The organism is Streptomyces sp. NPDC059455, from assembly GCF_042750115.1.
Taxonomy (GTDB): Bacteria; Actinomycetota; Actinomycetes; order Streptomycetales; family Streptomycetaceae; genus Streptomyces; species Streptomyces endocoffeicus.
Window position 1 is genome coordinate 29,267 of sequence record NZ_JBHYVB010000035.1, and the last position, 25,421, is coordinate 54,687.

The following is a 25,421-nucleotide window of genomic DNA, read 5'->3' on the forward strand; positions in this document are numbered from 1 at the left end:
CTCGGGGCCGGGGGCCCCCCCCCCCCCCCCCCCCACTCTCCCGCCGCCCCCGCCCCCCCCGGGGCTGGCCCGGGCGCCCCCCCCCGGCCCGGCCGATGCCCGCGCGGGACCGGGCGAAGTCCTCGTAGTCCTGGAGGGAGACCAGCCGGTCGAGCGCGGAGACCGCGAGCGGGATGGTGCGGCGCGTCAGGCCCGGGCCGTCGCCGTCCGCACCGCCGGTGGCGGGCTGCGGATTGGTGACGGCGGTGACGCCGAGGGGCCGGGTGAGGGCCTGGGTGATGCGGTCCGCGGGCACGTTGGCGGCCTCGCCGGTGCCGAAGCGGTAGCGGGCCCGTACGTTCTCGTGGCCGCCGGGCAGCCGGGCGCCGTGCACCCCGTCGCCGAAGGTCACCGTGGTCCGCCCGTCGCCGGTGGTCCCGGTGACGTAGACGCGCTCGCGTGGTCCGCGTCCGGCGAGGCTGTCCACCCGGTGCCACAGCAGCCCGTCGACGCGGACCTCCAGGGCGGGGGTGGCGCCCAGGGGGTTGTCCGCGGGGAGCCAGGTCAGCGGCGACTGCCACAGCGTGAAGGTCTGGTTGGCCAGGGCGGGGTCGCCGCTGCCGATGGGCTCGTCACGGCTCTCGCCGTGCGTGGCAAGCACGACGTTGCCCTGGTGGCGGACCGTCTCGCGGCGGTAGCGGTAGGCCAGATCGGCGGTGAGGGTGAGGGTGGTGTGCACATGGTCGCCGGGCAGGTCGGGGTCGACGCGCTGGTCCACGGCGGCGATCACCGCCAACTCCGTGCCCCGGACCCCGGTCGGGGCGCCCGGCCCGGCCGGACCCGGGATGTCGGTGCGCTCACCGGAGACGATGATCCGGCGGCCCGGCCGCAGCCCGTCGTACAGCTCGGCGAGCTCGATCTCATTGCCGTGCACATCCTCGCCCAGCGGCTCGTCCGCCGGGCGCAGCGGTTCACCGCCCGCGTGCACGGTGGTGTCGCGGATCGCGGAGAGCAGCACATCGTGTTCGTCGAGCCACGGGTCGGCGAGGGTCAGCTGGGTGCCGCGGCCGGTGATGCCGTAGTTGGTGTACGCGGCGGTGCGCACGGCGACGACGCGGGTGGTGAGGAAGGCGAGCTTCTTGTCGCCCGGGATGCCGTCCGGCTCGCCGGACCCCTTGCGGGGCCGCTCGATGGCCACCCAGCTGCCGACCGTGATGGAGTTCTGGACCGAATCCAGCGGCAGCACATAGCGGTTGGTGGGCTCCGGCACGGTGGCGATGCCGATCTCGACGGCCGGGGGCTCGCTGCCGGGGGTGAAACGCAGCGTCAGTTCATAGGCGCCGTAGCCGATCTGTTTCGGGGGTTCGCCACGGCTGAGCATCCACTGCTTGGTCTCTCCGTTGTCCACGACCACATGCACCCGCCCGTCCTCGGCGGGCCGGGCCACGAACAGGGTGAGCGGGGGCAGTCCGGGCAGCAGGGTGGCGGTGACACCGGGCTCCTGCGAGTCGGTGGGACGGCCCCGGAGCCAGCCCAGGTCGTGGTCCTGGCCGACGCGGGTGGACAGCTGGACCTTCCCGGGGCCGAGCTCGAACTCGGCGGTCTGCGGCAGGTTCTCGCTGCGCTGCCATGACGTCCCGGTCTCGATGTGCTGGAACTCCGCCTTCACCGGCGCCTTGACCGCCGTGTCGTACACGATCCGTACGGCGGTGAGCTCACCGCCGGTCAGCGGCCAGTCGGTCTGCCGGATGACCCGGCCCCGGTCGTCCTGCACCGGCTTGAGCGGCGCCATCGCCCCGAAGGGCGCGGCCGTCACCCGCATCGCCAGCAGTTCGCGCAGCAGCGGGACGGTCCCCGGCTGGGCCGTGGCGGCCGGGGCGGCGCGGCGCCACGCCGTGTACATCCCGTCCGCCACCCTCGGGTCGAGGGCCGACAGCAGCCCGGCGGCCAGGTCGGACCCCGGCCCGAAGAGCCGCCGCGGATCGTGCGCCGCCGTGGCGCGGGCGCCGGACGGGGGCCGTACGACGCGGGTGCGCAGGGCGGGCAGGACGGCGCCGAGGGCGCGCATGGCGGCGGAGCCGTGGGCGGGCCCGGTGGCGGAGCCGCGGGTCCCGGTGGCGGGATGGTGGGTCCCGGTGGCGGGGTCATAGGTTTCGGTGACGCTGTCGGCCGCGGGCCGGTCCTCGGCGAGCTGGGACCGCAGCCGCACCTCGCCGGACCCGGCGGTGTCCGACTCCCCCGCCCGCTCCCGCAGTTCGCCGATCACCGCCTCCAGCCGCTCGAACCAGGCGGCGACCTCCTCGTACGGGGCGGCCAGCACCTGCGCCTCCGCCAGCCGGTCATGCGGTTCGGCGAGCCGCCGGGCGAGCTGCCCGGGTGTGGTGATCCCGTCCAGGTCGCCCCGCAGCGACGCCAGGACCTGCGCGTCGAACTCCTCGATCAGCCGGCTGACGGGACGCGGATCGGGGTGGTCCGGCGTGGGCTCGGCGTCCCCCCGGTCGTCCGGGTCCTCGTCCGCCTCCGGGTCGGTGATCCACCGGCGTACCTCGTCCACCAGCTCCTTGAGGGACGGCGGGGCGGACTGCGGCAGTCCGATCGCCGTCACGTCCTCGTCGCGGTCGACGGTCACGCGCGCGACCGACAGCAGCGGCCGACCGGCGCTCCCGGACTCCGGCGTGGTGTCGAAGACGAAGAGCAGCTTGTCGCCGACGGTCAGCCCGAGGGAGGTCCCGGACACCAGCAGCTCCGAGCGGCGCCGCAGGTCGTCCGGGCCGATCAGGGCGGGCCGGCGGCGGCGCACCGCCAGTTCGTTCCACGCCCAGCGGGCCGTCAGGTCCTCGCTCGTCTCGAAGGTCTGCGACTCCTCGTCGGAGGCCGCCGGGACGCTGTGGCTGATGGCCCCGCGCGGAATCGTCACCAGGACGTCCTCGGCGCGCGGATCCCGGTCCAGGGTGTACGCGAGATGGGTGTCGGCGGCCACGCCCGGCCGTGGCACATGCCCGACCAGCCGCCCCAGGAGGGCGAGTGAGCGGGGGTCGTGGGCGGTGCGCAGATAGCCCTCGTCGGCGATCCGCTCGGAGTGGAAGGTCAGCAGGTCGCTCAAGACCGCCCAGGCGTCCAGCAGTCCGAGGGCCGGGTCGTCCGGGGTGCGTACGGTCAGGCCGCGCAGCGCGGGGTAGGCGGGTGAGGCGAGCCGGTCGAGCATGGCGGCCAGGAACGAGCCGTAGTCGCCGACGCGATAGTCCAGGGCGGTGCGGCCGGGCGGGTTGTGCGGGGTGCCGGGGGCGGCCCGGCGCTCGTCGTGGCCGCCGCAACCGCAGCCGCGGTCACCGGAGTTGACGTGGCCGGGGTGGTCGGGGTGGTCGCTCATCGGGCCCCCTTCAGCTCGATGACCAGGCGGCCGTTCTCGGGCCGGTCGGGGTCGTTGTCGCATTGGGCGATCTCCAGGGGGCCGATGCGCAGGACGCCCTCCTCCAGCGCCTCGCCGTGTGACGTCTCGTACGAGGTGCCGTCATCGGGTTCCTTCGGCCCCTCCAGCCCCTCGTGCCACAGCCTTCGCAGCCGGGTGACCTCGACGCTCAGCACCCCCGGCACCGTCGCCGCGACGGCCACCAGCCGGCTGAGCCGCACCGGTTCGCCGAAGGTCAGCGCGTCGGGGTGGAAGAAGCCGAGCCGCCCGCCGGAGAACCGGCGGCTGCCCAGCGCCCGGTACAGCTCGGCGAGAATCTGCCCGTGCTGGTGTCCGGGCGCGGCACACACCTCGACCGCGATGTCCAGCGGCACGGCGCGGGCCGGGCCGACCACCAGGTCGTGTCCAATCCGGCGGTAGCCCTCCAGGGCATGCGCGACCGCGTCCAGGAGGGCGGGGGGCGGTGCCCCGGTCCCGTACGCGTCGATGGCGATATGCGCCTCCCGCACACTGCCGGTCCAGCGGATCTCCGCCGCCGCGCGCTGCACACCGGGCAGTTCGGAGGCGAGCGCCGCGTAGTCCTCGGCGGTGACGGCCCGGTGCCGGGTGCGCTTCAGATCGAGCGGGGCGAGCTGGCGGACCTGTTCGACCGGCTCGGGCTCGGTGCCACCGACGGCGGGCAGCGGATTGCGCACCCCGGCCACGGGCAGGGGCTGCCCGGTGGCGGTTTTCCCTCGGGATTCCGGATCCCGGCACAGCACCAGGTGGTTGATGGCCTCGGGGCCGACGTTGCCCGCCCTGCCGCCACCGGTCCGGTAGTGGACCGCGAGACGCGCCCCGGGTTTCGGCGTGGCGCCGTACCGGCCGTCGCCGAAGCGCAGCGCGATACGGCCGTCGTCCTCCAGCTCGCCGACGAAGTGGCGGTCCCGGGGACGGGAGGTGAGCAGATCGCGGCGCGGTGTCCAGGTCTCGTCGCCGTCCTCGATCGTTACGGCGGGGAGCGCGGCCCGTGAGTCCTGGACGAGGGCGGCGGCCGGGCCGTGCAGCACCGGATCCTCCGGGCGCAGCCCGGCGGCGTACGCCCGGCCCCAGCTGTGGGCGATCTCCCAGGCGATGCGCCCGTCCAGGACGGTGCCCGCCCGTGCCCTGGCGGTCAGCGCGGCCAGGCGCCCCAGCTTGGCGTCGAGCAGCCGGTCGCAGCGGTGCAGCAGCTCGCGCAGCGCGCGGACCGGGTGGCGGGCGAGTTCGAGGCGCTCCAGGACGCGCAGCCCGAACAGGACGGCCAGCTCGGCGATCTCCTCGTCCGAGAGCCCGTCCCGGTCGCGGGCGCTGCGCCACAGCTCCGTCAGCCGCTGCCGCACCCGCCCCGGTATGGCGGCCAGATGCTCGGCCTGCCCGGCCGCGATATGGCGCGGATCGGGGAAGGGCACGGCCTGGGTGACGGGCGCCTGGTGCAATACGGGCCGGAAGCGCGGCACGATCCCGGGGTAGACGGACTGGGCGAGAAGCGTCCGCAGGGCCTCGGCCTGGGCGTACGCGGTGCCCGGCACGACCTTCTCGCGCCGCTGCCCGGCCGACTCCAGGCCGATCCCGGCGCGGCCGGTGGCCTCCGGGCCGACGGTGGTGAACAGCTCCCGTACGTCACCGGGGGTCAGTTGCCGCCCGTGGCGGGCCCGGTCCAGCAGGGAGTCGATGAGCCGTGCGGGGGCGTTCCCGGCGTCCTTGTCGAAGCAGCCGAAGGCGGGTGGGTCACAGGACCCGGCGACGGCGGGGACGGGCGGGACGGTGAGGGTCTCCGGCGTGCCGCAGCAGAAGGCCAGCGAGCGGCCGTGGTCGACCAGCACCACATTGCCGCGCGCCACGCTGACGTCCTCGATGGGCGCGCAGTCCGTGCCGCCCCGGGTGGCCAGGCACAACGGGAACGCCAGCGCGTCCTCCCGCGCCCAGGTGACCTCCACCACCGGCTGCTCGGCGAGCCGGTCGACGGCGGGGGTGACGGAGGTGAGGCGCACGGCCTGCCGGTGCGACGGGTCGGCGTCGCCGGGCGTCCCGGAGCGCGGCCCCCGCACCTCCTCGAAGAGCAGCAGATCGCCGGGGCGCAGATCGAGCGCGCGGGCCTGGCACTCCTCGTCGGCCCACGCGTCGCGCAATGTCGCGGAGGTGGCGCCCACGGGTAGCGAGCACACCTCGCCGCCCCAGGTCCACAGGCGGATGCGGTGGTGCTCCGGCCGCAGGTGGAGGGGCTGGTCGGTGACGACGGGCTCGAACACCTCCACCGATCCGCGCTCATCGAGCACGGCCAGCTCCCGGTCGTCCAGCACGGCCCCGATATCCGGCCGGTCCAGCGGGCCGAGCGTACGGATGTCCACGGCGGCGAAGCGGTACTCCCCCGGGTCCAGCGTCAGCGGCTCTGCCGTCTCCACGGTGACGAAGGCGCGGGCGTTGCAGCCGTCGTGCATCGGATAGTCGATGAGCCGCACGTGGCGGCGTACGGACACCCGGCGGCGGGCGGTGTCGAGATACGCCTCGGTGGCCACCGCGTCCTGCTGGTAGCTGATCTGGTCGGCGGTGTAGGCGAGCAGCTCGACCAGGGTGATGCCGAGGTCGGCGGCGTTGCGCTCGACCCAGTCCGGGGTGGTGAGGCGGAGCCGGTCCAGGACGACCTGGCGGAGGGTGTCGTAGTCGCGGGCGGTGTAGTCGATGACGGGGGCGGGGGCGAAGGCAGCCGGGAGGTGTGGGGTCTCGTCCTTGCAGTCGAACGGGGTGGGGCAGTCGGGCCGGAAGGTGAACTCGGCGGAGAAGTACCGCTGGTCGAAGCCGGGGAAGGGCTCGGTGCCGGGCCGCCCGTAGGGGTCGGTGTCCACGAGGGAGAGCCGGTAGGCCGAGGTGTCCCCGGCCCGGTCCACCGTGACGTACAGCTTGTCGTCGAGCTCGGGGTCCTCCTCGCGCTCGACGGAGATCTCCATGACCTCGATGCCGGTGATCCGGCGACCGCCGTCGACGCGTACGTTCTCCGGGCACAGGCCGTGCGGGGCCTTGCCGAGGAAGGTGACGGTGAGGGTGATGCCCTGTTGAGTACTGTCGCCGACTTCGACGGCGTCCACCCCGTTGAGGTGGGCGGCCCTGATGCGATCGCGCCGTGACGCGGTGGACGCGCTCATGTGGCGCCCCTCCCCTCGAACACCTCGTCGCGCAGGCCGGCGGTGGCGCGCACCACATACCGCAGATGGACGCGTACGACGTTCTCCTCGCTGACCACGTCCAGGGACTCGACCTCGATCAGCTCGCCGAGCCAGCGCTGCAGCGACGCCTGGACCGACAGCTCGACGGCGGAGGCCAGTTCGGGGCTGTTGGGCGTGAAGACGAGGTCGAGCAGCCCGCAGCCGAAGTCGGGCCGCATCACACGTTCGCCGGGGCTGGTGAAGAGCAACTGCTCGATGAGATCGCGTATGTGGTCGTCGTGGTCGGCGTGCGCGGTGCGCCCGCGCCGGTCGGTCCGGAACGGGAAGGCGATATCGGTGCGTACGGTGTGTGTCCTGCCGGTCCGTGTCCTCATCCGCACATGACTCCTTGCCGCGCGGCGGAGACGACGGGTGGCCCCTGCGGCACGAGCCCCGCGCTGAAGCACTGTGCCGAGGAGGTGTCGAGCAGGACGGGCACGCCGTCGATCAGCACCGTGTCGCGGTCCGGAGTCCACCGGACGGTGGTGCACGGCAGTGGGACGCGGTCGACGGTGTGCGGGCAGCCGACGACCGTGAAGACGTCGTCGGCGGTCGGCACGGGCTGCCCGTCGAGCCGCACACCGGACGACGGAACGGATGCCGCCCGTACGCGTCCGCCGTGCGGGCAACTGATCACGGCGGTATGGCTGACGAGGTTCCCGGAATTCCCGGACACGTCGGTGGTCCCTCCCCGTTCTCGTTCTGGCTGGTTATCGCTTCTTGGGCACGGTCAACCGGCCCTCGTTGAGGTCGACCTGATCTCCGACCAGGGAGACGGACGCCCCCTGGCCGTTGTTGATATAAACTCCGGTGGCGTCGATCTTTATGAACGCGCCGCCGGGCGCTTGCAGCAGAATTCCCTCGGCCGGAACGTCGGACATCACGATCTTGTGCTTGCCCGGTGTCTGGATCACCACGGGGTGCGCGGTCGCCGGATCGGTCCGCGCGTCCTCCGGGAGCTGCTCCCTGGCCCCGAACCAGCACCCCGTCCAGATGGGGAAGCTGGGATCCCCCTGCTCGAACTCCACCCACACCCCGGCCCCGACGGACGGCACGACGTATTGCCCGGCGGGCCGCTGCTGATCCCCGGTGAAGGGGAAACAGGGCATGGCCCAGGTCGACGGCTCATCGCCGAGGACATCGGGCACCTCGACGGTGACCCGGCCGATTCCGAGCGGGTCCTGGTTGTCCCGCACCCGGCCCCGGAATTTGCCGAGGAAGCGGTTGTTGGGTGTGGCCGCCATAGGGGCTCCTGATCCTTTCCCTTTGTTCCATAACTCAGGGCCGAACGGTGTCGCTCCGGGCGATGAGCCCTTCGCGGGTGAGGGTGAAGTTCTGCTGGAAGGAGCCGGGACGGAGATGGTGGGTGACGGACTTGACGTAGTACTCCCCGTCATAGGTGCGCCCGGCGCCCCGGACGCCGACGAGCTGGCGCGGCTGGAGGATGTACCCGTGCCGGTTGACGTCGAGCGAACCGGACCCGGAGATGGCGTCGGCGGTGGTGGCGGCCCTCGCCAGGGCCTCGGCCTCGGCCTGCGCCCGGTCCTTCTTGGCGGTGCCGGAGAGTGTCTTGCGCTTGAGTGCCGGGGTGGCCCGTTTGCCGAGGGGCGGCCGGAGGGGGCTGATGTCGGGCTGGGCGAGGAGGGTGGAGGTACGGGTAGCCGGGTCCTGCACACGGGCCTGGGGCTCCTCGCGGGCGGTCCCGTCGTAGGCGAACGTCAGCTGGTCGACGGTGGAGTTGACGTCCATGTTGACGGTGAGGGCGTGCTGGGCCGTGCCGATGCGCTTTTCGGGCCCCCAGTAGGCGGTGGAGACCTCGGGGAAGGGCCCGGGGATGAGGTAGAAGACATAACCGTTGGCCTGAGCGAGATCGGTGACGTATTGGAGGTCGGTGCCCGTCTGATAGTCCACGCGGCGCTGTGCGTTGGGCGGTTGGAGGATCTTCTCCTCGATGACGTCGGCCTCGATCCCGTAGTCGGTGTACTTGGAGAGGATGCGGCTGACGCGCTTGAAGGGCGGGAGGTTGGGATAGCGGTCGGTCCGCTCCTCGAGATCCATGAGGAGGGTGAGGTCCTCGCCGGTGACGGTGAGGGTCGTCTGCCCGGGCTGATTGCTGGCCCCCACCTCGTGGCGCACGATGAGCCCGTCGAGGAGGACGATCGGCGTGCCCTTGACGGCGGCCGTGACGATGACGCGGGTGCGGGGGTCGAAGAACCCCTCGGGAAGCAGCCGATCGATGATCGCCCCCTTCTTGGTGAGGTCGAACGCCATCTGGAAGCCGCTGCGTTCGCCCGCGGTCGTGGTGATCTGCGCGGACAGCAGCGCCGCGGTGACCTCGGGGGGCACGGGCCGGGTGAGCTTGGGCCCCATCCGTAATTCGAGATGGATGGGCCCCTGCCCGACGGGCTCATCGGCCACTTCGCCCACCTCCCTGAGCCCCCGGGAACCCGTTCGGGATCTCGATCTCCTCGCCCGGCTCGGCGGTCAGCTCGCGCGGGTCGAGGACGGGGTTCGCGTCAGCGATCCGCCACCAGGCGGCGGGGTCGCCGAAGTAGCGCTGACCGAGGTGGTCGGGGCGCTCGCCGGCGCTGACGGTGTGGGTGGCGGCGTCTTCGTCCGCTTCGCTGATGAGCGGCAGCAGCCGCCGCTTGGCGTACCGGACGGGCGTCCCGTCGGGCTGGATGTGCACCCCGATTTCGGCGTCGTGGTAGCGGCTGGAGCGGGGGTAGGGGTGCGACCCCGGAATCGCGTCGAGCGCACTCTCATACGACTGTGACCCGGCCATTTTCCTATACCCTCCCCAACCCGATGTCCCCGCTGTTCAACCCCAACGCGCTGAGCGCACCGCCGCGGGCCGCCGCAGCGAGCCGCTCCTTCTGCGCGAGATGCGCCAGGTAGAGCTCGGCCCCACGGTGGCCGGCGGGCAGGTCGCTCACGGTGAGCACCTTCAGCCCGATGCTGAGGGAGGCGCGGATGGGGTTGAGGTTGACGTCGAACGCCGATTCGTTGATCGAGAGTTCCGTTATCCGCACGGGCATGACCCGCTTACTCCCCCAGGTGAAGAGAGTCAGCGGCATCTCGATCGGACTGATCTCAATGGTCCCCTTCTTGGACAGCCGCATGGCCTCCCGCAATTTGGCGGTGGTCGGCTGCACGAGCATTTCGAGCGTCGCGAGCTGCGGGTGTATCCCGTCGGGCGCGGCCACCTCGAACTGATCGGTCGCGTCGATCTCCGCGGTGAACTTCCACGTCTCCTGTGCGGGGCCCTTGAGGCGCAGCGCCTCGTTCTTGTCCCCGCTTCCGCTGCCGCCTCCACCGCTGTCGGCTTGGTCGCCGGCGGATTGAGGCGCCAACGACCGCTCCAGCGTGTCCGGATTGAACTGCAACACGATGATGCGCTGCGGCGTCCCCCGCTCGGGATCGACGAGAACGATTCCGGAGCGAATTGGCTTGGGGATGTCGGGGTAGCGGGTCACGAATCGCCCTTCCTCTACCTATTCAGCATCGGGGTGTTTCATTGCAAGAGTGATCATTTCGCGCAGAATTTGAACGGCACCAGCGCCTTCTGGTAGACCGCCCCCGTCGATCAGTTCGTCGAGCGCAGGAATAAACTCCTCCCAAAGCGTCTCCTCTACAAAGCGCCTCGCCGCGACACGCACTTCATGATCCGGGTCACACAACGCCGTCGAGACGCTCTCATGCAGGGCGGCGAGGAACACATCGGGTGGACCGGCAGCAGCCCTCAGAATCGCGTTCTTACGCTCTGCGGGCGTATCCGCATTTTGCACGGCCTCAAGAATCTCCGTGTCCGGAGTCACATCGAGAACCATACGCACATCGTAGGCCACCGCTCGCACCACGCCCCGTTCTTGCCCGGTGACCAAAACTCTCAGACAGCGGAACAGGTTGGATTCCTCGAACAACACATGGACGCCGTTCGGGAGCTCCCACTCCATGGCACGCTCTACGCCCTGCGCGGGTTCCGCCCAAGTGTCGTCCGGGCACTTTCCGAAGGCCCTGTTCAAGGATTCGACAACGTCACCCACACGACTTTGCGCCTCAAGGACCAAGGTCTCATTTCGGTGTGCTGACTGCATGTGTTAAACCCACTCTCACAGGAGACCATTCTGACGCAGGATCCAGGGACCCAGAATGTTCTCTACCAGGTGTTCAGCGACCTTTTCGGCGTTCCCTTCCTCCACTAGCATTTCAAGGACCTTGAACTGCTGCATCTCCCGCTCCAGGTCCTTTCGCCCCGGGCCCCCACTCCTAGCTCCCCTGCCGCTCAGCTGCGTCGCTACATCTTGCCGCCTCGCCATAAGCCACTCGGACGTATTTCGGGCCAGCCCCTCGTGGACCGTCCACGCAGATGTCGGACCACGACGAACGGACGCTCGATGCAAACTCCTGAGCTGCGCTTTCAACTGCTCAGGATGCGGGTTGGCCCCTTGGGCAGAGGCAATGGCGTGGGCACGGGCGACATCCTCGTACTCCCGGGTCGATCTCATGGCACCGCGACCAACGAGGGGTTGCCCCACATAGCGCAGGGACGAGTACTGGCCCGAGTTTCCATACACGCCCCCCCGGAACATTTCCGTTGGCTTTGCGCCTTGCTGTGTGATATAGGCGTTCATGACACCGGAAGCGAACCCGAGGAGAGAACGGTTCCCCTCGCCTGCCTGCGTGACGGTGGCTGTCAGCGCCGGATAGGAAGTGCCGAATCTGGATTGGTCGGGGGAAATCCGTCCGGCAGTCGCTGCCGTCATTCCCCGGCCGTACTCACCGAGTTCCGGTTGCGTCAGCCCGGCCACCCCCTCTCGGATATCCGGATAGCTCTCCAAATCCTGTCGCACGGTTCCCCCACTAATGCCGGAGAGGTACTGGTGACCGATGTCAGGTGTGGCTCCCTCCGGCACATTTGGGCGGCTCCACACGGGGACATACGCTCCGCGCTGCAAGGACTCGAAGAGCAGCATGGCCTCCTGTCCCACAATAAGCGGCCCTTGCTCGATGTTGTGCGCCAACAGAGCTGCCTGGCTGGTGCCGCTGGGAACACGCGTGACCGGCATGACGCGATTCGGATCGAGACGGGTGGGATCCCCTCCGTCCGGACCTACCAGCGAGGTCGGCGCAGAAGGAACATCACCGAGCCTCTCGTCCTGCGTGCTGATGCCCTGGCTCTGCGTTCTGAGGTTCTGTGCAGCCGCCGTCTGCGGCCAGTTGATGCCGTTCGCCATGCGTTGCGGGAAGTGCTTCTCCAGGTACAGGAGAAGCTTCCCATTGACGAGTCCGGAATCCAGCGGACCGACCCGAGCCTTGGCATTGAGGCTCGGATTGAGCGTGGCGCGAACGTTGCCGAATTCCAGCTCCAGCTCTGTGAGCCGATACCACAGCCGCATCGCCGAAAGCGCCGTCCTGAAGGCTCCCTTCGGCACCCCGCTGTCGAGGAGCTTGTCCAGTTTGGGACGCATCCGGGCCACGATCTTGCGCAGCCGCTCGTCCTTCGACTCCTTGGACTTCTCGTCCTTCTTCCGCCGTTCCTTCTGCGACTTGGTCTTCGGTCGGCCGGGACCGCTCTTGTCAGGGTGAGGCTTGCGCTTGTCGGGGCCCTTCTTGCCCGGCCGTCTGCCGGGGCCGTCCTTGTCGGGTTTGGGCTTTCGGGGGCCTGGCTTGTTGCCGTCCTTGTCCGGCTTGGGCTTCTTACCGTTGTCTTCCTTCGGCCTGGTGGGCTTGTCGCCGTCCTTGTCGGGCTTGGGTTTCTTCGGGTCGTCCTTGTCGGGCTTGGTCGGGTCCTGGTCCTTGGGGTCCTTGGTCGAGGGCTTGTCGTCGTTCTTCGGCCTGTCCTCGGGTCCCTTGTCGTCCTTGGGGTTGCGCTTCGTCTGCGGCTCGGGCTTCGGCTTGGCCGGGGGTTCCGGCTTCGGCTTGGGTTTCGGGGATGGGGTTGGGCGGGTGTCCGGGCGGCCTTCGGGGGGCTTGGGTTTGCCGTTCTTGTCCTTCGTGGTGGGGGCTGGGGTTTTGGTGTCCGATGTTGGCTTCGGCCTGCCGGGGGTTTCCGGCCGGGTGGGCTTGGTCTGCTGCTGCGTTGTGGGCTTCTTGGGGTCCGGTTCGGTGCCGGGCTTCGGCTTGGTGGTGGTCGTCGTCGGGCGCGTCGTGGGGGCGCTCGTTTCGGCCGGGTGTTGGGTTTTCTCGTCGCCCGGCTTGCTGCCCCGACCGTCCGCGCCCTCCCCGTCCGCGCCGCCCTTTCCGCCCGCTCCGCCCTTGCCGCCTTTCCCCCGGCCCAGCTTCGCCGCGATGTTCTTGAAGCGCCGGCCCACCTTCGCGACGTACTTGCCGATCCCCGACAGCAGCGCCTGGTAGGCCAATTCGAGAAGCGCCACGATGCCCGCCGCGACCGCCTTCGCGAAGAGGATTCCCGCGCCGCCCATGCGGACGAGCTTCAGCCAGTCGAGGACCGCGCCCACCGCACGCAGGATCGCGCCGAGCGCGCCGATGGCCGTGCGGATGGCGTCGATGACGGCCATCACCCAGCCCGCCCCCGGGATCAGCTTCGCGATGACCTTCGTGATGACGATCTCGCCGATGATGAAGGGGAGTTGGGGGACGATCGCGTCCCACGTCTCCTTGACGATCTGCTCCAGCGTGAAGCCGCCCTTGAACAGCTTCTCCAGGATGGCCTTGGGGACGCCGATGATTTCCTGAATCTTGGACTGGAACCACTCCTTGACGGCCGACTTCACCGCGCGGAAGAGGTGGTTCTTCGCACCGTCCACCGCCGAGTTCTTCGCACCGCTCAGCCAGCCGCCGGGGTCGGTGAGGAAGTCGACCGCGATGAGCATGAAGTCGCCTAGCGCGCCCAGCAGTTTGGACGCGAAGTCCAGGACCGCCTTGACCGCGTCCACGACGGCCTTGACGACGTCCAGCAGCATCTTCTTCAGGACGTCGAGGATGCTGCTCAGCAGCTTGCCGAGGGCGTTCAGCAGGTCGGTGATGGCCTGCTTGAGCATGGTGGCGAGCTTGTTGACCAGGGCGATCGCGGCGTTGATCAGGCCCGTGATGAAGTTACGGATGCGCTTCGCCAGGTCGATGACGGCCCGCACCATCGCCTTGGCGAACTCGATCAGGTCATTGATGAAGTTCTTGATCGCGTCAACGATGGCCTTGCGGGCATCGTTGATCCAGCGTTCGACCGTCTCCTTGAAGTTCTTGATGAAGCCGACGACCGCGTCACGCGCCTCCCTGATGACACGGACGATGGCGTTCTTGATCTCGATGACTTTGTCTTTGATCCAGTCGAAAGCCTTGCTGACCCAGTTGCCCGACTCGTTGGCACTCGCGTCGCGCTTCTTCTCGGCATCCCGCTCGGCTTGGTCGCTCTTGTCCTGGATCTTCTTGTCGCTGTCGTCCTTCTCCTTGTCGACGTCGTTGTCGGTCTTCTCTTCCTTGTCCTTGACGTCGTTGCGGATCTTCTCGTGGCGCTCGGTCTTCTTGTCACCGAGAGACTGGAGCTCCTTGTCCTGCTCCGTCCGCCAGTCCGCACGCTTGGCGGTGACCTCCGTCATCGCCTTCTGACGCTCGCTCGTCTGGCTCTTGGTGTTGGTGGCGATCTCCGCGCTGACCTGCTGCTGGTGCTTCTGCTGACCGTTCCTGAAGTCGCGGTCCTTGGCCTTCCGGCCCTCGGACATGGTCTTCTGGCCGTCGGAAAAGGCCGCCTGGAACTGCGGTCCGCGTTCGTGCTCCGCCACTTCCGAAGCGGCTTCGGGCGGGACGGCGCCTGTCGTCGCACCGCCCTTGGGCGCACCGCCGCCTCCGCCGCCCTGCTGGCCGGGGACCTTCGCCTCCATCTGCTCCTTGGGAGCGTTGGGGTAGACCTGGTCCTCGCCCAGCCCCCGGCCCGCGTCGTCGCGGCCCGTCGCAACGGTCTCCTGACCCTTGGTGTCGACGGCCGAGCCCTGCTCACCAGCCGTCTGGTCGGCGGCGCCCTGCATCTGTACGCCCGGTGCGTTACCCGCCTGGGCCTGCTTGAGCGCCTCGTCCTTGGTCGGCAGCCCGGCGAACTTGGCGGCCAACTCCTGCGCGTCCACCTTGAAACCGGCCCAGCTCAGGAGCTTGCCGACGCCAAAGCCCAGGGCCATCTTGAAGGTGTCCCAGCCGCTGGGTTCCTCGGCCTTCTCCGCCTCGATCTGGCCCTCGGGCTCCTTGGCGCCCTCGACCTTGGCGTCTTCCTTCTCCGGGGCCTCGGACTTCTGGGCCGGATCCTGCGAGTACTGAGCCGGGGCGTCGGTCTTCGGCTTGCCCTGGAGGGTCTGCGGGGCGCCCGCCGGACGCTGCATCGAGGGCGGGGCGGCGGCGAGGGCCTTGTGTTCGTCGCCGACGGTGCGGTTGACCGAGCCGCTCACGCCCGTCATGGCCTGCAACGCCACATGGGGCTTGAGCTTCGAGGCGGTGGACAGGCCCGCTTCTGGCGACACCTGGGAGAGGTTCGGGGCCGGTCCGGAGTCCTTCTTCTTGCCCTTGACGGAAGCAGACGCCTTGCCACCGCCACCGCCTCCGCCCGCACCGCCACCACCGCCGCGCGGTGTCTTGGGGGCCGGTGCCGACTTGGGCGCTGTGGGCTTCGCCCCTGACGCGGACTTGGGTGCCGGCGTCTCCTTCGGTGGCGAGGGCACAGGGTCGGCGGTCTTCTTGGGTTCCGGGGCGGGCGGCGCTGACTCCGCCGCCGGGGCCTCCGTACGCTCCGCCGGCGCGCCCTGCTCGCTCTGCGCCGCGCTGCTCGCCCCGCCGGGCGTATCCGCGTTGGATCCGCCCGTGACCTGGGTGTCCCGCGCGGCTGAGGGGGACTTGGCGTCCGCCGTGGGTTCGCTCTTGGCCGCCGGCTCCGCGTCCGCCTTCTTCTGCTCCGCCTTGGCCGCGGGCTCCTGCGCCGCCTGACCGCCCACCGCCTGCTGGGATGCCTTCTCCTGCGCACCGCCCGGCGCGTCACCCGCCGCAGGTGTGCCCTTCTCCTCCTTGGCGGCCTGTTCCGTGGCTTCGCTGCCGTCCTCAGACCTGCCCGCGGCCTCCTGCACCGTCGTCTGGGCGACGACGGGCCCGTCCTTGGGGTCGGCGCCGCTCTTCGGGTCGCGTGTCGCGGCCGGTCCCGGTCGGCTCTCGGCGGCCTGTTCCACGGCGAGACCACCGAGCCCGCCGCCTGCCGCCGCCGCGCCGTCCTCCGCGTCCGCCGACGGCTCGGCGTCGGCGGCCGAGTCAGCGGTGTCCTCTTCGGGTTCGGCGTCCTCCGCCTCGTCCTCGGCGTCCTCCGCGTCCCGTTCGGCCTGCACCTTGTCGGCCTTGGTCACCGGCGGGGCGGGGAACGACGGGGCGGGAGGGGTGGCGGACGAGGAGGGATCGAGCGTGTCCGCGGTCGGTACGCCGGACACGTCAAGGTCCTGCTCCGGTAGGAAGTCCTCCGGCTGGAGCTTGATGTCCCAGGCGCTCTTCTCCTCGCCCCCGACCTCGACCTCCGACTCACTGCCGGAGCCGAACGGATCCTCCTCCGCCCGCTCCTCCGGGCCGTCCAGATCCTGGGCACGTATGCCGTCGAGCGTGGAGAACGCACCGGGCAGCTGGGTGTCCTTGCCAGACGCCATCGGCGAACCGGTGGGCTTGTCCGCGCCCCGCTTGTCCTGCTGCTTCAGCTGCTGACCCGCCACGAGCGAATCGGCCGCGCCCGGACGGTTCTTGGCCGCCGACTCCTCCTTGCTCGGCGTCGCGACGCCCTGCTGCTCCTGCCCTTCCTTCCCCGCCCCCTCCTTGCCTTCCTTGCCCTCCTTGCCTTCCTTGCCTTCCTTGCCTTCCTTCCCCTTCTCGGAGCCCTCGCCCTTCTTCTCGGAGCCCTCGCCCTTCTTCTCGCTCTGCTGCCCGCCCCCGGACTTCCCGCCCGACGCAGGGCTTCCGCTCTCGCGTCCCGCGTCGGCGCCCGGCCGCTGCTCCTGGCTCCCGCCCCGGCCCGCCTTCTCGGGTGCGCCCCCGCCGTTCTGCGGCGTACTGCCCGGCGCGTCCTCCCCCGCGGGCTGGTCCTTCTCCGGGCCCGGCGCGGGCGCCGGGCGCTGCTCCTCCTCGCGGCGCTCCTCCACCCTCCGCCGCCGCGTCTCGCGCTCGAACAGCAGCTCCTGGACCGGGTCCGGCTCGACCTCCGGGGCGGCCAGCGACTCCCGCTCCAGGTTGTCGTCCGCCTCGATCTCGTCGACGAAGTCGAGCACCCGCTCGTGCTCCGAGCTGAGCAGCCTGGTTTCCAGGCGGTCAAGGACGGCGTCCTGCACCTCGTCCGGCATCCGCGCCAGCTGCATACGGGTGCGCTTGGAGCGGTCCTCCGGGTCGCCGCGCAGGGAGCGGACGACGCTGTTGGCGAGGCGGTCGACCAGGGTCGCCGGGTCGAGCTTCTCCATACGGTTGCGGTCGGCGTCGACCGTGGCGTAGCGGAGCCAGCCCGGGGTCGCGGACGTCTGCGGCTCCGTCTCGGTGTCCGGCTGCCCGCCGCGTGCCAGGTCCCGCGCCGTGCCCTCCGCCTCGCGCTCCATCGCGTCCTGCGGCAGGCTCACCGCGCCCAGGTCGCGGCCCGCGCGCAGGGTGCCGAGGCCGTGGGGGTTCTGGACGGTGTGGAGCAGTTCGTGGGCGAGGAGGCGTTGGCCGTCCGTTGTGCCGGGGCGGTAGGTGTTCTCGCGGAAGAAGATGTCCTGGCCGACCGCCACCGCGTCCGCGCCCAGCAGTTCGGTGAGGTGGCCCGCGTCGCGGTCGGTGTGCAGGCGGACCTGGCCGAGGTCGTGGCCGAGTTGTTCCTCGAGGTCGCGCCGTACGCTCGGGTCGAGGGGCTGTCCGGCGCCGCTGACGATGTCCTTGGGCTCGGGCGTACGGGCCTTGCCGGTCCGCTCCTTGCGCTTGCGGCGCTTGGCGGACTGGGACGCGCGGTCGTCCTGGGTGGTGGACGGTGCGTTGCTCATGTCACCTCCCGCCCCCTTCCGGACAGGCCCGCGTGCACGGCCCGGGCCAGCGCCTCGCCCAGCCGGGCCGGGGAGGTCGTGGCGGGGAGCGGGGGCAGGTCGGACAGTGCCTCGATCGCCGTGCCGTCCCCGGTCGCCGCCAGCGGTACGCCGCGTTCCTGTACGAGACGGGTCAGCTCGGTCTGGAACGCCGCCGAGACCCGGTCCGGGTCGATCCCGGCGCCGAAGCCGGTCAGCGTCAGCTCGCCGATGTCCACATGGACCGCGCTCGGCTGCTCGTTCAGGCCCATCCGGGCGTTCGGACTCATCCGGTCGTTCAGACCCATCCGGTGACCTCCGAGGGTGTGAGCGAACGGTCCAGCTTCTGGTACTCGGTGCGCGCCGCCGCCAGCATGTGGCGCATCTGGAGACGGTCGCCCTCCTCGGCGGCGAGGAAGGCGCCCGAGAGCGCGATATTGCGGATCGAGCCGCCCGCCACGGTGAGTCGGGCGAGGCGTTCGGGGTCGATGTCCTTCATCGGCGCCTGGGCGGGGAGCACCCGGCGCCAGATCTCGGCGCGCTCGTTCTCGCCGGGGAAGGGGAAGTCCACGACGAAGCGGATCCGGCGCATGAAGGCGGGGTCGAGGGCCTTCTTCATGTTGGTGGTGAGGATGGCCAGGCCCCGGTACGCCTCCATGCGCATCAGCAGATAGCTGACCTCCAGGTTGGCGTACCGGTCGTGGCTGTCCTTGACCTCGCTGCGCTTGCCGAACAGCGCGTCCGCCTCGTCGAAGAGCAGCAGTGCGCCACCGCGCTCGGCGGCGTCGAAGACCTTGCGCAGGTTCTTCTCGGTCTCGCCGATGTATTTGCTGACCACCTGGGAGAGGTCGATGATGAAGAGGTCCAGGCCCAGCTCCTTGGCCATCACCTCGGCGGCGAGGGTCTTGCCGGTGCCGGAGCCGCCCGCGAAGAGGGCGGTGACGCCCAGGCCGCGGCGTAGTGTCGCGGCGAAGCCCCACTCCTGGTGGACGGTGGCGCGCTGCCGTACGTGGGCGACGATCTCGCGCAGGATCCGCGCCTGGTGGTCGGCGAGCACCAGGTCGTCCCAGGCGGCCTCGGGCTCGATCCGCCGGCCCAGCTCGTCCAGGCCGATGCGCGCCTCGATGAGCCCGGCGCGCCAGGCGAGTTCGGTGGGGTCGAGTGTGTCCGTGTCCGCGTCCGTGCCCGTGCCCGTGTTCCTGCCCGTGTCCGGGTCCGCGCCCGCGTCGGGGAGGTCGCGGCGTACGGCGGCGGCCGCGGAGCGGATGATGTGCGGCGGCAGCTGGAACTGGGCGACCAGCGACCGCAGATGGGCCTCCTCGATCCGCGGGATGTCGGCGAAGGCGTCCGCCCAGAGGGCGAGTTGTTCGCTGTCGTCCAGCCCGGGCACGGTGACGCGCTCGCCGCGCGCGCGGCCGGTCCGGCGCGGGTCCTCGCTGGAGACGACGAGGGGCACGGCGGCGCCGTCGATGAACGCGTCCGTGGCGGCGGTCTGCTCCCGGTCCATCTCGCCGACCTCCAGCAGGAGCGCGGCGGGCAGCAGCACGGCCTCGCGCTGCCAGAGGCGGGCGAGGCGGTCGCGTTCGGCCGCGTCGGTGGGGACGTCGTCCGAGGCCATGGCGTACAGCGCGAGCCCGGTGCGGCGGGCGGCCGCGGCGGCGATGTCCGTACGCGTGGTCAGGTCGCCGCCGACGAGTTCCACCCGCAGCGGGGCCTCCGGACGCGGCTCGTTCCAGCCCGCGGCCACCTGGTCCGCCGCCCGGTCGTACGAGGGGGGCAGAGTCCGCGGGGGCTGCGCACGGCGCAGTAGTCCGTGCAGTCGGGCGTCGAGGTAGGGCGATCCGGCCAGGAAGTGCAGGATGCGCTCGTCGATCCGAAGGCGGGAGGTGGTGAGCCGGGTCTCGTCGTCGAGGTCTACGAGCCGCCAGCGGCGGAGCGGGGACACGGGGGTGAGCGCGCTCCAGTGCGGCTCGTCGAGCGCGGCGAGCGCGAGTGAGAAGGTGGGGTACGCACGGGCCGGATCGCCGCTGGCGGCGGCACACCGCGCGGCGGCGGTGGGGTCCAGCTCGGCGGCGGCCACCAGCAGGACGAGCTGGCGCTCGAAGGCGCTGAGACCGAAACAGGCCACGAGCGCGTCGAGCGTGGCGGGGCCGGGAATCGGCTTCCGGACGGGGGCGGCAGCGGGCTGCTCGCGGTCTTCTGCGTGCGGCGGCTGGGCGACGGTGTCCGAGGGCGCGGAGGGGCGGCCCGTACGGTTCCCGTCCGGCACCTGGCGGTGGTGGCTTTGGCTGTCGTCAGCCGGGGCCGTGGGCTCGTCGATGGTGGTGGCGCCAGGTGCGGCGGCGTTGGAGGCAACTGCGCTGGTGGCGCCAGGGCGGACCACACCGGGGCCGGCGGCGTCTGTGCGGGCGGAGCCAGAGCCCGTGGCATCGTGTCGGGGGGCGTCGGGCCGGGAGCCGTTGGCGGTGGCGCGGCGGGCGTGGGCGTCGACGCGGGCCAGTACGGCCTGGACGGCGGCGGCCAGCGCCTGCCCGTCCTCGGCCGCGATGACGTCCGCGCTCGCACTGGCCTCGTTGGCCGTCGATGCGCGGTCGTTCCGCGTACCCATGGTGTCGTCCGCCCCCTTCTCCCCCACCGTGTGCCTCAGCTCTCCGTGTCCTCGGTACGGCCACCGCGGCGCCGGGGCGTGGACTTGCGTGTACGCGCGGGCGAGGCGGCGGACTTGGCGGCGGCGGACTTCGTGGTCTTGGTCGCGGCCGATTTGGTGGCAGCGGCTTTGGCGGTCTTGGCCGCGGCCGACTTCGCCACGGCCGTCTTCGCGGCGGCGGGGCGCTTCTTGGTGGGCTGGGCGGGTGACGGGGTCTCGGCCTCCGTCGGCGCCTCCGCCTCCGCCTCCGTCTCGGCGGGTTCCCCGGACCGTTCCGGCTCCGCCCCCGGCAAGGTGGGTGGCTCCGGCGCTCCCGGCGCGCCGAAGGGCAGCACCCGCACCGTGGGCCGTTCCACCGGCTTCGCCGGGACCGGGCGTTCGCGCCCCTCGATCAGGACCAACGAGCCCTGGTAGCAGACCGACAGCACATACGGGGTCTGGTAGAGCATCCCCCAGAGCTTGGAGGTCTCGTCCACGTCCATCTGCGTCGGGGTGAAGCGCACCCGCTGCACCGCCTCGACCAGGTCGCTTCCCGTCAGGTACGAGCGCCGGGCGGCCTCCTCGATCACGTCCTTCGGCAGCATCGGCATCTCGTGCAGGATGCGCACCACGGTGCCGATCAGGCGTTGCCCGACCAGTTCGGACTCCTCCCCGTACGCGCTGATCAGGTAGTGCAGATCCATCGCCGCGGCCGGTCGCTTGAGCAGGGTGCCGTCCGAGGCGCGGGTGGGCAGGTCGGTGGCGCGCATCGAGGCGTTCGGGGTGACCTGGTAGAGGAAGATGTTGATGGTCGGTTCGGTGGGCGGCTCCGGCGGGGGCCTCCGGGTGTCCACCGTGACCGCGATGTCGATCTCGGGCCGCAGATTGTTCGCGATCAGCAGCGCGAGGGCCTGGGTGACGGTCGCGAAGGCGAGTCCGTTGCTCATGGTGTCAGTCCCTCCTCTCGCCGCGGGCCAGGTAGTCCTCCAGGCTCAGCGCGGGTGCGCGCCGTTCCGTCGTTCCGGCGCGGGCCCCCGTGGTGCGGTCGGCGCCGGGCGGGGCGGCGGCGGTGACCTCCAGCCGCCCGATCTGGACGTGCACCGTGCGCTGGGCGGACCGGGCGCGGCGCCGCCCGGCGGGGAGCCGCGCGGCCTCGCGGCCCAGGGCGGGGTCGGCCGCGCGGGGCGGCAGTGGCGCGGCGGCCACCGCGGACCACACGTCCGCGGACGGCAAGCCGGGCGAGGGCCGGGCGGCCGTCGGTGTGGCGTCGGGCGCCGGGGACACCGTGGTGCCCCGCCGGGTGGCCGGAGCGTCGGGAGTGAGCAGGTTCGGTCTGGCGGTGATCTGTGTGCTGGGGAGCAACAGCGGTGCCGGGGCGGGGGGTTCGGCGAGCCGCTCCACGTCCTCGTACGGTGTGGGCTCGGCGCGTACGACGGTGTGCCGGTCGGTCCTGACCTCGCGGTCGTGCCGGACCACCTCCTGGTGGCGGTCGGCCGCCGGTGGCGGGGACACCCGGGCAGGCGCGGGCTCCTCCGGAAGCGGCGATTCCCCCCGTAGCGCCTCGATCCGCTCGTACGGGCCCGGCAGCCGCGGCCGTACCCGGACCGGGCGGTCGCCGACGCCGCCGCCCGCCGCCGGCCCGGACGCGGGGACGGGGGCGTGCCGCGCGAGCAGCCGGTCGAAGTAGTCAGCCATCTGCGCAGAGCTCCAGGTAGTAACGGCGCCGCAGCGGGCTGAGCGCCAGGATCTGAGGCTCGCTCCAGCCGTATGCGGTGGCGAGCAGGTGGACATCGAGGAGCAGGTCCCGGGCCCAGTGGTCGAGTTCGGCCCACAGGTAGGAGGCGATATCCAGCTCGGCCCGGGTGGCCTCGCCGCATTCGGGGCAGGCGACGTTGAGCGTCACATCGGCCGCCGGGTCGGCGCGTTCGGCGGCCTCGGCGAGGCGCCGCTGCACCGGCTCCGGCAGTTCGGCCGCGGGGAGGCGGTCGGCGGCGACGGGCCGCCCCGAACGGTGCACGGAGACGATGCAGCGGGCGAGCAGGGCCCGGCGGGCGCGGGCGGCGGCGGTGGGCTCTCGCTCGGCCTCGCCGCCGTACGAGTCCGACTCGCCGCCGTACGAATCCGAGGCCGCGTCCACGTTCCCGTTCGCGCCCACGCCCACGTTCGCGTTCGCGTTCGCGTTCGCGCCCAAGGGCCCGCCCGCGCCCAAGGGCCCGCCCGCTTCGGCCGCCGCCTGCGCGGCGGCCTCCACGTCGGCGACGGTGGGCAGCCGCAACTCGACCGTCCACTCGCCCTCCTCCGCCCGGAGCGGGCCGTCCTGGTCCCCCGGGCGCACGCCCAGGTCGCGTGCGTCGAGGTCGAACTCCATGGCCTCGCCGCACCCACCGCACTCGGCCCGGATCTGCATCCGCTCGCCGAAGAGCGCGCGGCGCAGGGCGTACAGATCCGCCTCGCGCTCGCCCACCGGCAGCGACAGCAGTTCGTCCGCCGCGGTCTCCGGGCGGGCCGCCCGGTGCAGCAGCAGGGCGCGGCCGGGGCCATGGTGCGCCAGCCCCGTCTCCCAGATGGCCAGCAGCTCCGCGGGCCCCGTGTTCCCCATCTCTCAGGCCGTCCGCTCCCCGTACCGTGCGGTTCCCCGTACCCGTGACCGTCGCCGTCCCGATGACGGCCGCCGCCACAGCCGTAGCCGCTCCCGTCCGCCGTCCCGCGCCCCGTCCCCGTCCCCCGCCTACGCGGGATGCGTGAACGAGGGCTCTTCCGGCTCCGGCACCTCGTAGTCCCGCTCCCAGCCCTCGCACTCCAGCTTCAGGCTCTGGATCGCGACCGCGTTGGCGTTGGCGTCCAGCTCGCCGAGCACCTGGTACTCGCTCGGCCAGGTCCGGTAGAGCTTGTGCGAGACGGCCACCTGGCCCGCCTCGTTGAGGACCTGGATGACGATGTCCTTGCGGAAGTCGGCGAGCGAGACCTCGGCGCCGAGCCCCGCGCCGACCTGCCAGACCTTGTTGGCCCAGCGGTCGAATTCGGGGTCGTGGGTGACGCCGCGCTCCAGGGTGATCCCCTCGAACTCGGACCGGCCCGGGGACTTGCGGGGTGAGCTGGGGTCGCCGCCGTTGCGGTGTTTGACGACCTCGGTGGTGCGCTTGAGCGGACTGATCTTGCTGATGCCCGCGACCGTACGACCGTCCCAGAGGACCAGAAACTTGAAGTTCTTGTACGGGTCGAAGCGATGGGCGTTGACCTGGAACTCAGCCATCACATTCCTAAATCTCGAACTGTCCGGCCATCTGCTGGATCTTGACGATCACGAACTCCGCGGGCTTGACCGGCGCAATACCGACCACGACATTCACGATGCCGTTGGCGATGTCCTCGTCCGTCGTGGTGTCCTTGTCGCACTTGACGAAGTACGCCTGCCGCGGAGTGCCGCCCTTGAACGCGCCCTTCTCGAACAGCGTGTGGAGATAGCCGGAAGCGTTCAGCCGGATCTGCTGCCACAACTGCTCCGTATTGGGTTCGAAAACGACCCATTGCAGTCCGCGACGCAGGCTCTCCTCGATATGCAGCGCCAGCCGCCGTACCGGGACGTACTTCCATTCGCTGTCGAGCGCGTCGGCGCCGCGCAGCGTGCGGGCGCCCCAGACCAGCGGGCCCACCACCGGGAACGTGCGCAGGCAGTTGATGCCCAGCGGGTTGAGCAGCCCGTTCTCACGGTCGGTCAGCTGGACGGCGAGCGAGTGCACCCCGGCCAGCCGCGCCTCGGTCCCGGCCGGTGCCTTCCACACGCCGCGCTCGCCGTCCGTACGGGCCATGACGCCCGCGAGCGCCCCGGAGGGCGGGAAGGCGCGCGGCCGCCCGGTGAGCGGGTCGGTGAGCCGCAGCTGCGGGAAGTACAGCGCGGCGTGGTCGCTGCGGACCCGCTCGAAGGCGCCGATCCCGGCGCGCGCCGCGTCCACGCTGCCCCAGGCCGAGGGCGCGTCGACGAGCAGGAAGATCCGCCGCTCCCGGCACAGCCGGTCGGCCGCCGACAGCACGGTGACCATGTCGCCCACGGACTCGTATCCGGCGAGTTCGGGCAGTGACAGCAGGTTGACGTCCTCGATGTCGCGCAGCGCCTGAAGGCCGGTCTTGTCGGCCTCGCTGCCGATGAGGTCGCGGGGGCCGGGCGGGGCGCCGTCCTCGCCGCCGGACAGCGGGAAGACGGGTGGGTTGACCGATGCCTCCAGGCCCAGGTCATTGGCGCATTCGCCCAGGAAGCGCACCACGTCGTCGGGGTCGATGGAGCCGGCGACGACCTGGAGGCGGCGGCCGAACGCGCTGACCTCGGTGCCCGCGAAGGCGTGCTTGCCGGGGGCGTCGGGCAGCGCGCGCAGTTTGCGCTCCAGGAGCAGGGCCAGCTCGGTGACGTCGCACGGAGCCTCGCCGTCGCAGTCCGGGTCGTAGAGGGTGAACGCGCGCTCCACCTCGCCGATCTTGACCGTAAGCTCGACCTCGAGATCGGGGAGTTCCTCCGCGAACGGCTTGGAGACCGTGCCGGAGGGGTCCGGCCGGCCCTCGCCGACCGCCTTGACCCGGATCAGCGCCGACCCGGCGTTGATCACGGTCTCGGCGTGGCGGCCGTGGGCGGGGTCCATGGACAGATTGGTGAAGGACTCGCGGGAGGCACCCCGGGCGTCGAGCACATGGAGGTTGAAGGTCTCCTCCGGGCACGGGGTGTCGTAGTCGACGGCCAGCCGCAGGCCCGAGCCCCAGTGGCCAGGCTCCTTGGCGTGCACCTCCAGCACGGGGCATTCGCTGTGGCCCTCGGTGGATTCGAGGGTGACGCAAGCGGCCTTGCCGGTCCCGGCCTTGGTCACGCGGACGACGACCGCCACGGTGCCGCCGTTGCCGAAGAACTGGTGCACCGCGTAGCCGACCGCGCTCTGCGAGGTGAGGCCCCCGAAACGGCGCTCGAAGTCGGCGAAACTGGTGATGCGGACCGGGGTGTTCAGCGGGCCCCGCCGGGTGTGGCCCACGAAGGCGGTCACCGAGGTGGTGACCGAGGCGATGGTACGGACGCTGCTGGGAAGCTCTTCGATGTAGACACCGGGATAGCCCGCGGGCGTCGGCATTCCCCCTCCATTCTCTTCATCGCATCAAGAGATGAGGAGGGGAAGTGAAGATCACACGCACGGATTTTCCACCGCGCACACGAT

At 71.2% G+C, this 25,421-nt stretch carries 17 protein-coding genes; all 17 read right to left on the minus strand.

Annotated elements, in window-relative coordinates; genetic code table 11:
• A partial coding sequence (locus ACFXB5_RS15350) for a putative baseplate assembly protein (protein WP_385207434.1) occupies positions 1-3,349 on the minus strand: 3,349 nt, incomplete at its 3' end.
• A complete protein-coding gene (locus ACFXB5_RS15355) occupies positions 3,346-6,549 on the minus strand; it encodes a putative baseplate assembly protein (RefSeq protein ID WP_385207436.1) in 3,204 nt (1,067 codons plus the stop codon). The genes ACFXB5_RS15350 and ACFXB5_RS15355, both read right to left, overlap by 4 nt.
• Entirely contained in the window at positions 6,546-6,944 is a 399-nt protein-coding gene (locus tag ACFXB5_RS15360) for a GPW/gp25 family protein (RefSeq protein WP_385207439.1), read from the minus strand. The genes ACFXB5_RS15355 and ACFXB5_RS15360 overlap by 4 nt, the downstream gene beginning before the upstream one ends.
• A complete protein-coding gene (locus tag ACFXB5_RS15365; RefSeq protein ID WP_385207442.1) occupies positions 6,941-7,285 on the minus strand; it encodes a hypothetical protein in 345 nt (114 codons plus the stop codon). The genes ACFXB5_RS15360 and ACFXB5_RS15365 overlap by 4 nt, the downstream gene beginning before the upstream one ends.
• A 34-nt stretch (positions 7,286-7,319) precedes the next feature.
• Entirely contained in the window at positions 7,320-7,853 is a 534-nt protein-coding gene (locus ACFXB5_RS15370; RefSeq protein ID WP_385207445.1) for a phage baseplate assembly protein V, read from the minus strand.
• Positions 7,854-7,887: 34 nt separating this feature from the next.
• Positions 7,888-9,027 (minus strand): hypothetical protein, encoded by a 1,140-nt coding sequence (locus tag ACFXB5_RS15375; protein WP_385207447.1) that lies wholly within the window; start codon positions 9,025-9,027, stop codon positions 7,888-7,890.
• The gene (locus tag ACFXB5_RS15380) at positions 9,017-9,394 is read right to left on the minus strand and encodes a hypothetical protein (protein ID WP_385207450.1); all 378 of its coding nucleotides are present in this window, start codon (positions 9,392-9,394) and stop codon (positions 9,017-9,019) included. Before ACFXB5_RS15380 ends, ACFXB5_RS15375 begins: the two co-directional genes overlap by 11 nt.
• Before the next feature lie 4 nt (positions 9,395-9,398).
• Entirely contained in the window at positions 9,399-10,085 is a 687-nt protein-coding gene (locus ACFXB5_RS15385; protein WP_125755359.1) for a hypothetical protein, read from the minus strand.
• 18 nt (positions 10,086-10,103) lie between these two features.
• On the minus strand, positions 10,104-10,565 hold the full coding sequence (locus ACFXB5_RS15390) for a hypothetical protein (protein ID WP_385207453.1): 462 nt from the start codon (positions 10,563-10,565) through the stop codon (positions 10,104-10,106).
• A gap of 156 nt (positions 10,566-10,721) precedes the next feature.
• Positions 10,722-17,585: a DUF4157 domain-containing protein gene (locus ACFXB5_RS15395; RefSeq protein ID WP_385207456.1), complete on the minus strand. Its 6,864-nt coding sequence runs from the start codon at positions 17,583-17,585 to the stop codon at positions 10,722-10,724.
• A complete protein-coding gene (locus ACFXB5_RS15400) occupies positions 17,582-17,911 on the minus strand; it encodes a hypothetical protein (protein ID WP_385207459.1) in 330 nt (109 codons plus the stop codon). The genes ACFXB5_RS15395 and ACFXB5_RS15400 overlap by 4 nt, the downstream gene beginning before the upstream one ends.
• The gene (locus ACFXB5_RS15405) at positions 17,902-20,211 is read right to left on the minus strand and encodes an AAA family ATPase (protein WP_385207461.1); all 2,310 of its coding nucleotides are present in this window, start codon (positions 20,209-20,211) and stop codon (positions 17,902-17,904) included. The genes ACFXB5_RS15400 and ACFXB5_RS15405 overlap by 10 nt, the downstream gene beginning before the upstream one ends.
• Positions 20,212-20,246: 35 nt before the next feature.
• The gene (locus ACFXB5_RS15410; RefSeq protein WP_385207462.1) at positions 20,247-21,176 is read right to left on the minus strand and encodes a DUF4255 domain-containing protein; all 930 of its coding nucleotides are present in this window, start codon (positions 21,174-21,176) and stop codon (positions 20,247-20,249) included.
• A 4-nt stretch (positions 21,177-21,180) separates the two neighbouring features.
• Positions 21,181-21,924 carry a hypothetical protein gene (locus tag ACFXB5_RS15415; protein ID WP_385207464.1) on the minus strand — a complete coding sequence of 248 codons (744 nt, stop codon included), beginning with the start codon at positions 21,922-21,924 and terminating at the stop codon, positions 21,181-21,183.
• A complete protein-coding gene (locus ACFXB5_RS15420; RefSeq protein ID WP_385207466.1) occupies positions 21,917-22,828 on the minus strand; it encodes a hypothetical protein in 912 nt (303 codons plus the stop codon). The genes ACFXB5_RS15415 and ACFXB5_RS15420 overlap by 8 nt, the downstream gene beginning before the upstream one ends.
• A gap of 129 nt (positions 22,829-22,957) precedes the next feature.
• Positions 22,958-23,482 carry a phage tail protein gene (locus ACFXB5_RS15425; RefSeq protein ID WP_014058531.1) on the minus strand — a complete coding sequence of 175 codons (525 nt, stop codon included), beginning with the start codon at positions 23,480-23,482 and terminating at the stop codon, positions 22,958-22,960.
• 7 nt (positions 23,483-23,489) lie between these two features.
• Positions 23,490-25,337, minus strand: a complete 1,848-nt coding sequence (locus tag ACFXB5_RS15430) for a phage tail sheath family protein (RefSeq protein WP_385207469.1) — start codon at positions 25,335-25,337, stop codon at positions 23,490-23,492.
• Positions 25,338-25,421 lie beyond the last annotated feature (84 nt).